The following is a 12,644-nucleotide window of genomic DNA, read 5'->3' as shown; positions in this document are numbered from 1 at the left end:
ACCGCTTTCCCCATAGCTCTCAGCCTATGACCCCCGCGGTTCGGGCATCGAAGACTTTCCGACGCCTATCGGCGTCCGAAACTCTCAACGATTGCGGTCGGACAGCTTTTGGAAGCCCATCATGAGAAGCGGACTGGCCGTTCGACAAGAGCGGTCTTGGTCGCGCACGTCTGGCGCTTGGCCGAGAAATGCGGCACAAGGACTGACACGGCGTGTATCACTGGGGAGAAGTCGGATGCGCGTCAGCGCCTGCCTCGCGATAGCACTGGTTTCATCGGTCACGCACGCTCGCGACGTAGCCCCACCGATTATCGACATGCACATGCACGCATGGTCCCTCGACGAATTCGGCGGGCAGAGCGTCCCCGGCTGCATTGGAGCGGAGGGGGTCGAAATGCTCGGCATCGACCCTGCAGTGCCTTTCGATTTCTCGGCGCAAGTCGATTGCAGACGGGTCGTTCAGTCTCCCGCGACTGACGAGGAGGTTTTGGCTGAGACGCTGGCTGCGATGAAACGTCTCAACATTGTCGCCGGAGTCATCGCCGGCGAGGGGCCCGTGGTTGCAGCGTGGCGAAAAGCGGCGCCAGATCGGTTCATCCCGGCGGCGAACTTCTTCACTGGCCCCGAAGCGCCTCCGTCCGCCCATGTCTCCACTCTCGCGGCGCAGGTCGAGCGCGGCGAGACCAAAGTGTTCGCCGAAATCACAGCGCAATATCGCGGCATGGCGCCCGATGATCCGGCGCTGGAGCCCTTTTACGCGATGGCGGAGCGGCTCGACATTCCGGTGGGCATTCATATGGGATACGGGGCACCGGGCGGACCTTACTGGGTCTACCCGCGCTATCGTGCGGCGCTCGGCAATCCATTGCTGCTCGAAAACCTGCTTGTCCGACATCCGAAACTTCGAGTCTATGTGATGCACGCAGGCATGCCAATGACCGACGAGATGATCGCGCTGTTGTACAGCCATCCGCAAGTTTTCGTGGACATCAGCGCCGACAATTGGGGCGTTCCCCGCGCCGAGTTTCATCATCACCTGAAGCGTCTGGTCGATGCAGGCTATGGCAAGCGTATCATGTTCGGTAGCGACCAGATGGTGTGGCCGCAGTCGATCGAAGTGGCCGTGGAAAGTATCGCTGCCGCGCCGTTTCTCTCTGAAGCGCAGAAGCGAGACATTCTATATAACAATGCGGCCCGCTTTCTGCGACTGAGCAAGGCGGAAATTGATCGCCACCACAAGCGCAACACTGAATAGCAAGCAGCCCGGGCTACGGACTTCTGGCCGTTTGCGGACTGGCGGGTTCGGGGCCAAGAATCGGCGAAAGCTGCCATAATCGTCAATTGAACTCTGATGTCTCAGGCGTTTGGCTGCGGACGGCGTGGCTTCGATGCAAGATACTGGTCGATTTGCACACTGTTCACCGACCGCGGGCAGTAAGAGTAAGACCCAAGATTTTCGATAGCGACGCCGTCGATACCAGTGCTCTTAAATGCCTCGATGTCCATATTGGGCACGGCAAGATGGAGAATGAAGCCAGGCACTCGAATGGATTGATATTCCCATCGGATGGCAGCCTCCAGGCGCTTCATGGTCGGATTTTCGCGGAGCAAGGTGGGCAGCGCCTCGGAAAAAGCGGCGGCGTCGGCAAATAGGGCTTCCCTGATCAGCTGCGGCTGCGGATCGCCACGCCTCAGTATGCTTCCGCGAACGAACGATCCGTCGCCAAGCAACAAAGACAGATAATTGGAGTCCATGACTGGTACTCCTTCATATTGAAGGCTGGTTCCGGCGCTCTGGTTCACTACCACCAACGGATGGACCACAATGTCATCAGAAAGTTCGGTGCCGAAGGCAGCAACCTGCGCCGCGCCGTTAGAACGGAACCAGGCAACCTTGCGCGATGCCTGGGCGCAGGCTCCACGAAGTTTGTCGAGATAATTGTGACGGTCGAGCGCCTCCGAGGGGCAAAGGAAACTCTTGATCTCACACAGGATGACATTGTTTCCGACGCGGATGATCATGTCGACTTCTTCGCCGACATCCCCCGTTCGATCGAGACGAGCTACCTTGCGTTCCAGCCCCTCGAAAATCGGATTTGCAAGAAGATCGGCAGCGACGCTCGCGCGAACATCTGCCTCAAATCGCAGGCCCTGGGTCGTTGTAGATAGACGATCGCCGAGGCCCGCATCCTTCAGCCAGAGTGATGCGCGTCTGAGCGGCGATCCGTGAAGGATTGCGCCGGCAACGAGCAGCAGGTCATCGTTGCCGGCCGCGACCAACGGTCGATGCCACACGCCCTTATCGAAAAGAGGTCCCAATTGCGCGGGATCAGAGGTGAGACACGTTACCAACTCGCTTGCCAGATCTGCGGTTATCGACAGGCAATCTGCGAACGTCTCGCCAAGGGACCTACAGTTGAGCGCACATGCAAAGCGCGCGACGTCTTCGTACCGATCAAGCTCGACCCTCTTTTCGTCGAGAAGGAGAAGCCGACATGCCTCCTGCAGAATGACTATCGCCTGCTCAAGAAGGCGAACTGTCAGCCCCGATCCGGGGAATGGCTCGTCGAGGAAGGGAGCCAGATAGCTATTGTCGAGCAATTCCCCCCGGGTCAAAGCATCGACACGCGCACGATCGGTCAGCGGCCCCGCCCGCAACAAGGCCCTGCCACCCGAACGGCGCGCCCTCACGATCGTCTTTTCGAAAGGGGGGGCTTCGGCGGTTCCGACAGTCGCGCGAAAATGCCCGTCAAGTGTCGGTCCCTGCATCAGCAGCATCTGGTCACGCCAGTCCCAAGCACGCCATTTCGCTTGTAAAGACGCATTTTTGGGCACCAGACTCAGTTCATTTTCCGCACCGCGTCGCCTAAGCTGCCAAGGTTCCCAGAGAATTTCCTGCCAGATATCGCGAAACAGGCGCTCATAGCTCAAGGCGGCTTCGGCTTTTGCGGCGACACGGCGATAGTCGACAAACCCCGGCGCCCGATCCGCCGGCTGGCCATTCGCTTGGGCGAACCAATGCGGCAAGGTATCGATGATTGCCGTGTTCGCGTCGTCGAATGAGAGTGCGGGTGCGCTCGTCGACGGTTTGAATTTGGTTTGGGACAGCGCCATGAAGTCGCCTACTTCATTGCCTGCAGCATCTTTTGCATTCGCTTTTCGAAGGGCGCGCTGGGTCAGCAGAACCGCTCGGTTCGCGGCGGCGACAGCGAGGTGTATGACCGTCGTGCGGGATATCGCTCCGAAGATGCCAGTAATCAGGTCGCGCTGGAGTTGATTTTTGAGCGGGCCGATGAGCAGCGCACCAATCACGAGATCGACGTCGCGCACGTTCGCGTTTTCATCGAGCGCCGCGGCCCAAGCATCGGCGTCGAATTTGCGGTTAGTCGGCGCGACGAGCGCGGGCGACGTCCGGCCCGACGCGCGAAGAAAAACAGGGCTTTCCACATCGTCGCGAGTGTAGCCAATGTCCCCTACCGGATTTGGACTCATCAAATTGCCATCCCTCTCGGCATTTGCCCGCATTCCATGCGCACGGCTGTACGCAACCGGCGGCGAGGTGTCACGAATGGCAGAACGTCTCACCGGCCCAAACCATCGACCGGGTCGTGACCGTCTAAGCGGATTGACAGCGACGACGTCCACCGATCAGTTCGGTCTATTAGAGGAGGCGGGCTGAACAGGCTCGAGGAAAGCCATGAAATTTGACGTTATCGGTCGTATCAACAACATGCGCCTCCCGGACGGGAAGACCGCAATACTTTATTCTGTTTATGAAGCAGTTAGCAATTCGATCCATGCGATCAACGACCGCTTCACCGAAGCGCTGGCAGCGGAAAGGGGCAAGATCGAGGTCGAAATCAAGGCCGACGGCAACGGCGATGTTGAGTCAATTGCGATCACCGACAACGGCATCGGCTTCACCGACGACAATCTGAACTCGTTCGAGACTAGCGACAGCCGATTCAAATATCAGCGCGGCGGAAAGGGCGTCGGTCGCTTCATCTGGATCAAGATGTTCGAGACCATCAAGGTTGATAGCAGAATTGCCAAGGGCCGCGCGGCTCAGCGCGTGCGCTTCAATTTCGCACCCGAAAAGCCCAAATCGATCGCCAACAAGGTCGTCGCGGACGTGGCCGGCGCCGATACAGGGACGACAATCACATTATCCGATCTTCGTCCTGAACAGCGGGGGCGCCTTCGTGCAGTGTCCTACCTCAAGGATCTCGCATTACACTTCTTCCCCCAATTTATCTCGGGGACGCTGCCTGAGATCGACATCACCTACCGCGGGGAAACGTCTAGCCTCAATGATTTCATAGCCGAACAAGTGGACGAACCTGTCGAGCAGGAGATTGTTGTCGACTTTGGCGAAGGCCCGGTCTCTGTCCACATCGCGCATCTTTTTGTCGATTCAGGAATTTCAGCAGGGCTTCGAAACTCTTATCTGCTGACCGCGCATGGCCGGCTCGTCGGCGATCCCGTTTCCATCGAGCGAAAATATGCGTTGAGGGAGCTGCCCGACGACAAAGCGTATGTCGCAGTGGTACGAAGCGATTTCCTCGACGAACGGGTCGATCAGGAGCGGCTGGGCTTCAAACTGACGTCGGAACAGCGTGACTTGCTCGAGGCCATTATCCTTGGAGCGACCGAGGAATTTCTGAGAGATCATATCCGGACGTTACGAACGCGCCAGAAAAGGACGGTTGAGCGGCTGATCGCTGAGCATCCGCAGCTCGCAACTCAGTTTGCCGACCTCGATGAATATGTCATCGGCTTGTCGCCGGGAATGGACGACGAGCAGATTGGCCAAAATCTCTTTGTCCTACTGTACCGCGAAGAGGTCGAGTTGCGGAAGCGCATTGAGAAAATCGACCAGATGGCATCGCTGCAGCCCGAGGTTCGCGAGGAAGCCGAGGCAATCCTTGAGGAAATATCGAACCAAGAAAAGCATCGCCTCGCGGAGCTCGTAGTCAAGCGACATCAATTGCTCCAGATGGCGAACGTTCTGCTCAAATATGATGACGATGAGAAGAAGAGCTATCGCTATGAACGAGTCATCCACGAACTGATCTGCCCAATGGGAGAAATCTATCGCAGCGGCGACGGCGCACGCCACAATTTGTGGATGATCGATGACTCGCTGGCCGCCTATGATCTCTTCGCATCGGACAAAACGATCAAGTCGCTGACGAACGAGGCCGACTCCCGCAAGGAGCCCGATCTGATCTTCTTCAATCCGCTCGGCTTCCGTCGCGAGGGGACCGATGATCCGGTCGCGATCATCGAATTTAAACGGCCAGGGGACGAGAAGCCCAGCCAAGACCCCATCGCGCAGGTGCTCGGCTATATCGACGACTTGAGAGGGGCGAAGGTGAAGGACATTGACGGTGGAGTGGTTTCGAACATCGGAGATCACACGCCATTTGAATGTGTCATCGTCTGTGAGCTGACCGGAGCAGCGCGGAAACAGTTCGAGCGGTCAATTGCGCAGAATCCGACCCCCGATGGCGAAGGCTATTATGGCTGGTCGAGCCGTCATAATGCGCGCATCCGCATCATATCTTTCAGGAAAATGCTGCGCGACGCCGAGCTGCGAAATCAGGCTTTTTTTGACCAGTTGAAGCTCGGCAGCCCGTCGGCCGCTGCGCGGAAGCGAGCAGCCAAGCGCCGCGAGAAACAAACAGCTTCGTCTGCCAAGACAGGGGGAGAAAGTTGATTCAGACGTCCGACGGATTGGTATCTGATCCCCTATTGTCCCAGAACTTTTCGTCAACCTAATGAAAGATTGGGCAAATGAGCAAGGTGGTCCGGATATTGCTAGAGCAGGCCGATGCGATCGTACAGATTGTGGCCGAACTCTCGCCCACAATGCGGCGAAATGGCCAAAATCAGTTGCAATCCGTTAGCCGCCCCAAATCGGACTTAGCGAGCGATTGCGCGGCGCCTACCACCACCATACATCCCTTCCGCGCACGCAACGCGAGAATGGAGAAAAGGTATGATCGACCAGCGCGGCGAACTAGCGGAGGCCTATGATGAAGAGGAATGGGTCGACGAGCCTTTCGCCGATCCCGCCATCCGCGCCGAATATCGCGAAGCCCTCGGACGCTTCATTATGGCGCACAATGAGGTAGACTTCTGGATGAGCGGGCTCCTCACCAAGGCCGTCAAAATCCTCGATCCCGACGGTGGCCTTGACGAACTCGCGATGGGAGACTTCTCGCAGCGCGCCGCAAATCTGACGCTATTGATGAAGGTTGCGCCGCATCTCGCGCTCGGCAACGCCGGCGAAGGCCGCCTCGCCGAACTAAACGGCACGCGCAACATACTCGCACACGGCCATTTTGACCAGGATCCCTATGAGGGCACATTCGAGATCGTAAGCCGCCGCTACAAGACCCTGACCATGCGCCGGCTCAGCAATCTCAACAGCAAAACTATCAATGCGCAGGCCGAAGAGCTTGAGGCGATCGCGAGCCATATGTCGTCGGTCTTCGACTTCATCGACTGTCCGGTGCCGACCGAGTACATCACGGATCAGGTGATGCTACGGAGCCGCGAACTCTGGGAGCTGATTGAAGCTGAAAGGAAGGCCAAGCCGCCGACGCCTGCGGCTCCCCCACAGCCCGCGCCTGCGAAAGCCAGCGCGGCAAAAGGGTCCGAATGATGGCGGGTAAGAAGGCCGTGCACGCCCCCAAGCAGACACTCCCAGCGGGGGCCGCCCATTTTAGCCGCGCAGAGGTCAGCCATGGCAAATGAAAAGACTGACCGGCTCACAGAGGCCCTCGCCGAGCCGCGGGAAAACCTCGACACCGAGATCAAGAACTGGCTCGACCTTAAATCAAACGAGGATGACAAGGCAAATTTCGCGAAGGCAGCGCTCGCGATCGCCAACCATGGCGGCGGCCGTATCATATTCGGCCTTACCGAAACGCCGGAAGGGATGGTCCCGGCCCCGGATCGTCCGGCGACGCTCGACGGCTACAGGCCCGATCTCCTGAACGGCATAATCCACAAATATGCCGACCCCGCCTTCCACTGCGACGTTCATATGCGGCCCGGCCCGGGAGGCGAGATCTATCCCGTCGTGGTCATTCCCGGCGGCCACCGCGTTCCGGTCCGCTCCAAGCGCAGCGGGCCGCATGGCCAGATCGTCAAGGACAATAGCATCTATATCCGTCGGCCCGGCCCGAGCAGCGAAGTGCCGCAGAATTCGGGCGACTGGGACTTGCTCCTTGGCCGCTGCCTCTCGCATCGCCGGGATGAGATGTTCGATCAGATTCGCTCCCTTATCACCGGTGCGGTCCCGCCTGCCGAACTGCCCTCGGCTCCCGACCGGCTCGAAAGTTGGGTGGCCGCCTCGCTGGAACGCTGGACGACGCTCGCCGCGACACTTCCTGAGGATGCGCCGGAACGCTGCCCGCATGGCTTCATGTGGTACGCCTTCGAGCTGGGAGGCGACATTCGTAGCCTCTCGGCGTCGCAATTTGCTGAAGTGCTGCGCTCGGCGGAAGTGAACTTCAGCGGCTGGCCGCCCTTCTGGTATCCAACGCGTCGCGGCATTGCCCCCTATCCGTTAGACGGGATGGTGGAATGCTGGATCGGCGGCGATACGGAGGATGGGTTCGGAAATCATGGGTCGGGCAACGCGGACTTCTGGCGTGTTTCGCCCGATGGCCTCGCCTTCTTCCTTCGCGGCTATCGCGAAGACGATCTGGCAGGCGGCAAGAACATGCCGACCGAGCCCGGTTCTTGGATCGAGGTCGAATGGCCCACCGCGATCACAGCGGAAATACTCCTCTACGTGAAGAGCCTAGCTGAGAGACTGATCGAGGGGCCTGCATCGGTGCGGCTGCGGGCCGGCTACACCGGCCTCAATGGACGCACCCTACAAAGCATCACGGGCCGATATTTGCACCCGCGCATTTCCCGCCAAGACACGATCGACCTCGAGTCCAGCTTCGCCACCGAAGCGCTAGAACATAATCTGGCAGAGATCGTCCATCCATTCGTTGCGCCGCTGTACGCGATATTCGACTTTTTTGAGTTGCCAATGTCGGTCGTGACCGACGTGATCGGAAAGCTGCGACAGCGCAGTTACTGAACCACGATCTGAAAGGGAAAAATTGATGGACTGGCCGCAGTTAATGGGGGCGTTGATCGGTCTTGTTGGCGTCCCGCTCGGCATCGTCTTGGGCGAGGTTTTGAGGCGACGGCAGCGAGCCGAGCAATTCGCCGCTGCGATTTTCTCCAAGCGCCTTGAGGCATACGACAAGCTGATGGACATATTGAACGAAAGTCGCAGCGTCGCGAGCCACGTGATAAATAGCTCGACGCTGTCTTCGGACGAGCGTCATGATCTGATCTCGTCGGTTGTTGCCACCATCGCAGACCACGCAGACCGCAATATTCTCTATATTGACGAGGAACTAGGCGCCCATTGCGTCGCCCTTTTCATGGGCTCCGAAGAGGTTCACGACCAGCCCGGAGCGGAGCAGAAGGAGAGCATCAAGCGTCTTGATCGCGAATGGGTCGAAACTCGGAGGATGATTCTAGAGGATTCGGGCGTAGCCACGGTCAACCGTCTGTTCCGTGATATCAATCGTCCCCGGATCGAATCCCCTTTTATTGTTCGCATACGCGAATTGAAGCGCGATCTGAACCTTACAACATATTGAAGAACCGTTCTTTTTCATGGCTTATTGAGCCCGCAACTTGCACGCGCAAAACGGCGTCTGTCGGGACGCATTGTTAACTTCCCGTATGGCTTCACTCGAGGCGCTTCCTTCCGAAATCGACCCGCGAAGAATCCTGCATCCCGATAGCGGACCGACGTATCGCGCGGAAAATTCATAGGAACATCCTCTCCCAAAGGATGACCTCCCTTCGCCACGCCGCTATATAAGAACAGCGGCCCCACTCAGAAGGCTGCCTATGGGGCATGATTGAGCGACCAGGACGATATCATCGCGGCAGCGACGGCGGGGACCCTGCCCGAACTGTTCATCGAGCGGCTACGCGGTCACCGCACTGACGAGCTTGGCAAGGCGTTCCGTGCGACGCTCACTAGACTCCACAATGACGGTACTATTGACGTGCTCGAGCCCGCGCGTACGATCCAGACCTCCCCCATCGACCAGCACGACTTCTTCACGGTGATGCACGTCTATAGCGAGCTGATCCCGGAGCTCGATGCCAGCGTCCCCGATATGCTCGCCGCTGTCAAAGCCCTGTCAAAGCGCGCCGGCGAGGATTTGGCATCTGGCATGGCCAATGGCGGCTATCGGACGTGGGCCGAACAGGGCAGACGCGCCCGCGAGACGTTCGAGACTATCAATCCCGAGGATGGCGATGATGCCACTTTTGTATTTCTGGCGTTGCAGGCACTTGCCAAGGCAGAGCCCGATGCAGCGCTCGACCGGGCGATCCTTTTTGTCGGCGGCAATGCCGGACCGGCGCGCTCGGCTGCTGCCAAAGCGATTGGTACGTTCGATCTGATCGACGCCGTACGGCGCACCCGCGCCATTGAAGCCCTCGCCGCCAATGCCGAGAGCGCCGACGACAACAGCCTCGGTCAAATTCTCGCAGCAATCTGCGAGATCGCCAGAGCCCATCCCGACACCCACACACACGCCGCCGCGCTGATAGAATCCAATATCGATCGCACCGGCGACCATGCGATCCACCAGCTGTCGCTCGAACTGATGTTCCACGCCGACGAACTGCCGCCCGTGATAGTCAGACCCCTGACCGCGATCATGCACCGAGTTCCGATCGGCAATCGCGGTACAATTCGCGACATCGGCGCGGCGGCCGGTAAGCTCGCGGGCAAAAACCGGCTCGACGAAGCGCTGGCGCTGATTACGCCCTTGCTCTCACAGCATGAGGAACTAACCTCGCTGGAGCCGCTCGGCAGCCTCAATTATCATCTGCTGCAATCGCCTCCCGACCAGCTCGCGAAAACGATCGTCGCCTGGCTGCTGGCATGCGACGCCAATCTCGGCCGCGCAGCCATGGCACTGGTCGGCAATCATCATGGTGATAATCCGTTGATCCTCGACCCGGCAATCACCGCCGCCGCCCTCAGCGACCCCGAGCGTGTGCTGCTCGCGCATCGCGCGGTCGGCTGGCTGTTCGTCCACCCGGTTACCGCCGCGTCATTGCTGATCGGGCTGCTCGACGGTGCCGGAGATGCCGCCAAAGACAGCATCGCCGAACTGCTATTCGATCCGCTGCTGATCAATTTTTCCGGGTCCGTCGGCGACTGGATCGCCGATCAATCCAAAAGCCTGAGCCACCCCGCGCAGCCCATCCTCGCGGAGTTGACCACCCGCCTCGAGGCTTACATCGACGGCCTGCGTTCACCGGGCCGGATCAAGGAGCTGCGTCCGTCAGAGCGCGAACGGCTGATCGAAAACCATCGCCAGCACGAGTCGATGCGCCAAGCCTATAAGGCATCGGAGAAAAGCTCGATCCTCGCATCGCTCGCGACGCGGCAGGTGCTGCTCTACGGCGCGCGCTCGATCAGCTATTTCAAGGGGATGGGCGGCAAGCAACAGCGCAGCGAGACCAAGATGCACAGCTTCACACACAGCATCGAATCCCCGCGCCTGGATACCCTCGAGCCATTCGACCTCGACTACATGTTGCGCGTGTTCCGCGCGATGAAGACCGCTCCATGAAGCTCGTCATCCGGGAATATCTGGCGTCCCTGAAGGAGCGCGACGAACTCGACGCGGTGCTGCCCGATCTGCTGACCGAACTCGGCTTCACCGTCTATTCGCGACCGGCCAGGGGCACTAGACAATATGGCGTCGATGTCGCCGCAGTCGGCCCGGGCCAAGACGGTATCAGGCGCGTGCATCTCTTCTCAGTGAAGTCGGGCGATCTCGACCGCAATGAATGGAACACCGCTTCCCCTCAGAGTCTACGCCCCTCCCTCGACGAGATCCTCGACCATTATATCGGCAGCCGCATCCCGCCAGAATATGCTCAACTTCCGATCGCGATCTGTCCTACCTTCGGCGGGGCAATCGATGAGCAGGTTCGCGCCGAAGTGACCGGCTATATGACACGCAACACTACGGCTAGGATCAGCTTCGAGGAATGGAATGGCGACCGGCTGGCGCAGGTCATTCTCGACGGCATCTTGCGCGAGGGGCTGCTGCCGCCATCACAGCGCAGCCATTTGCGTAAAAGCGTGGCGATGGTCGAGGAGCCCGATGTCGCGCTCGACCACTTCCAGAAACTGCTTCGCGCGCTTGCCGACCAGCCGGGTGCGACGCCGCCAGCGCGTCTGAGCCAGGCACGGCTGATCAACATTTGTTTGTGGATCATGTTCGTCTGGGCGCGCGAAGCCGACAATGTCGAGGCGCCCTATAGAGCAAGTGAGCTGGCACTGCTCGAGGTCTGGCAATTGCTCAAGGCCGATATCGCCAGAACTTCAAGGGCTGGTGAAGCCGCGAGCTTCGTCATCAACGAGCTGGCCGAGCTGCATTTCACGATCTGGGACGCGCTGTTCGAGGACAAGATCCTACCCGCGGCCGACACCCGGCACGCCATTTCGAGCGCGGTCGAAAGCCACGCTTCGCTCGACGTCAATCTGAAGTTGTTTGATCTGGTCGGGCGGCTCGCGCTGCGCGGACTTTGGCTGGTGTGGCAACTGTCACCGCCACATGGCCCCACGGTCCTTACCAACGACTACCTCAACACGCTGCCGGCTGTCACATCCGCCACCACCAAAACCACCGTCAAAAAAATCGACACGCTCATCGAAAAGATGATGGCGATCGTCAGCAACAACCGCGCGCTCTTGTCACCAATTGGCGACTGGCAGGCGATAGATATCGGTCTTGCCTTCACTTTGCTTGCCTGCCGCCCGGGGGCACATGGGGCGATCGAGCAATGGGCCGAGGAGCTCGCCGGGCATTCGATATTCGCCTACAAGACGCATGGCCGTTATCCGATCACCAGTCGCTCCTACTGGGATCTGGTCGATCACCCCTCCGAGCGCAGCGACGACTATCGCCTCGCCTCAACGGAAGGCAGCATCCTCTATCCGATGCTCGCGCTATGGGCCGCCGCCCGTCACGAGCAACAGCTGTTCGACGAGCTCGCCAGCTTCAGTAAAGACTCGCTTAGCCACTGCACCTTCCAGACCTGGCTGCCCGACGAGGATAGCGAGGAACATCTCTATCTCGACCGCGAAAATCATGGCGCCGCGCTCGCAGGCATCCCGATCACAGCAGGAACCCAAGACACGCTCGACTTCATCCTTGCCGAAGCGAAGACCAACAAACATTATGGCCAGCTGTCAGCCGTAAAGCTCGGTCACTGGCCGATCGTGCTGACCGCCTGCCGTTCGCGTCGCTTGCCGGTCCCGCCGCAGGTCTGGCGCGAGCTCCTCCCCAGCATCAGCCAGCTAGCCACCCCTGCCACTTCTGACCCCACGGACATTCCGAAGACATGATCACGGATCTGCCGGTTGCCAATGATCTAAACGGCTCGGCGTTGGCCTTGCTCAACGCCAGCGAATAGCGCTCAATCTGGGCTGACCGGTGATGAGGCCACTTCGAGTTCAGCCTTCCCGTCGAAATAGACGCTTTAGTCCGCTCATTGGGAAGCCTCTGACCGGACCCTTT

General features: G+C 59.3%; 8 protein-coding genes. 7 read left to right on the top strand and 1 reads right to left on the bottom strand.

Features of this window, described 5'->3' with window-relative positions:
• The first annotated feature begins 235 nt into the window (after nt 1–235).
• Nucleotides 236–1,255: an amidohydrolase family protein gene (locus HDC29_RS16325; protein ID WP_179499333.1), complete on the top strand. Its 1,020-nt coding sequence runs from the start codon at nt 236–238 to the stop codon at nt 1,253–1,255.
• 101 nt (nt 1,256–1,356) lie between these two features.
• On the opposite strand, the gene HDC29_RS16320 is transcribed toward HDC29_RS16325, so the two are convergent.
• Nucleotides 1,357–3,495, bottom strand: a complete 2,139-nt coding sequence (locus HDC29_RS16320) for a hypothetical protein (RefSeq protein ID WP_179499332.1) — start codon at nt 3,493–3,495, stop codon at nt 1,357–1,359.
• Between the two features lie 202 nt (nt 3,496–3,697).
• Here HDC29_RS16320 and HDC29_RS16315 point away from each other — a divergent pair, with 202 nt between their 5' ends.
• The 6 genes from HDC29_RS16315 to HDC29_RS16290 all read left to right on the top strand — a co-directional run bounded on the left by HDC29_RS16315 (nt 3,698) and on the right by HDC29_RS16290 (nt 12,472).
• Nucleotides 3,698–5,719: an ATP-binding protein gene (locus HDC29_RS16315; protein ID WP_179499331.1), complete on the top strand. Its 2,022-nt coding sequence runs from the start codon at nt 3,698–3,700 to the stop codon at nt 5,717–5,719.
• 282 nt (nt 5,720–6,001) lie between these two features.
• On the top strand, nt 6,002–6,670 hold the full coding sequence (locus HDC29_RS16310) for a hypothetical protein (RefSeq protein WP_179499330.1): 669 nt from the start codon (nt 6,002–6,004) through the stop codon (nt 6,668–6,670).
• An 81-nt stretch (nt 6,671–6,751) separates the two neighbouring features.
• The gene (locus HDC29_RS16305) at nt 6,752–8,107 is read left to right on the top strand and encodes a helix-turn-helix domain-containing protein (RefSeq protein WP_179499329.1); all 1,356 of its coding nucleotides are present in this window, start codon (nt 6,752–6,754) and stop codon (nt 8,105–8,107) included.
• Nucleotides 8,108–8,132: 25 nt separating this feature from the next.
• Nucleotides 8,133–8,681, top strand: coding sequence for a hypothetical protein (locus HDC29_RS16300; protein WP_179499328.1), 549 nt, complete (start codon nt 8,133–8,135; stop codon nt 8,679–8,681).
• 267 nt (nt 8,682–8,948) lie between these two features.
• Complete coding sequence (locus tag HDC29_RS16295) at nt 8,949–10,685, top strand: hypothetical protein (RefSeq protein WP_179499327.1); 1,737 nt, start codon at nt 8,949–8,951, stop codon at nt 10,683–10,685.
• A complete protein-coding gene (locus HDC29_RS16290) occupies nt 10,682–12,472 on the top strand; it encodes a chemotaxis protein (protein WP_179499326.1) in 1,791 nt (596 codons plus the stop codon). Before HDC29_RS16295 ends, HDC29_RS16290 begins: the two co-directional genes overlap by 4 nt.
• Nucleotides 12,473–12,644 lie beyond the last annotated feature (172 nt).

It is taken from the genome of Sphingopyxis sp. JAI108 (genome assembly GCF_013410105.1).
GTDB classification, from domain to species: Bacteria; Pseudomonadota; Alphaproteobacteria; order Sphingomonadales; family Sphingomonadaceae; genus Sphingopyxis; species Sphingopyxis chilensis.
Note: the sequence above shows the minus strand (reverse complement) of the source record. Positions and strands in the feature narration are given on the sequence as shown.

Coding starts and splice junctions, on each gene's coding strand:
- HDC29_RS16325 (WP_179499333.1), top strand. CDS start 236: ATGCGCGTCAGCGCCTGCCTCGCGATAGCACTGGTTTCATCGGTCACG.
- HDC29_RS16315 (WP_179499331.1), top strand. CDS start 3,698: ATGAAATTTGACGTTATCGGTCGTATCAACAACATGCGCCTCCCGGAC.
- HDC29_RS16310 (WP_179499330.1), top strand. CDS start 6,002: ATGATCGACCAGCGCGGCGAACTAGCGGAGGCCTATGATGAAGAGGAA.
- HDC29_RS16305 (WP_179499329.1), top strand. CDS start 6,752: ATGGCAAATGAAAAGACTGACCGGCTCACAGAGGCCCTCGCCGAGCCG.
- HDC29_RS16300 (WP_179499328.1), top strand. CDS start 8,133: ATGGACTGGCCGCAGTTAATGGGGGCGTTGATCGGTCTTGTTGGCGTC.
- HDC29_RS16290 (WP_179499326.1), top strand. CDS start 10,682: ATGAAGCTCGTCATCCGGGAATATCTGGCGTCCCTGAAGGAGCGCGAC.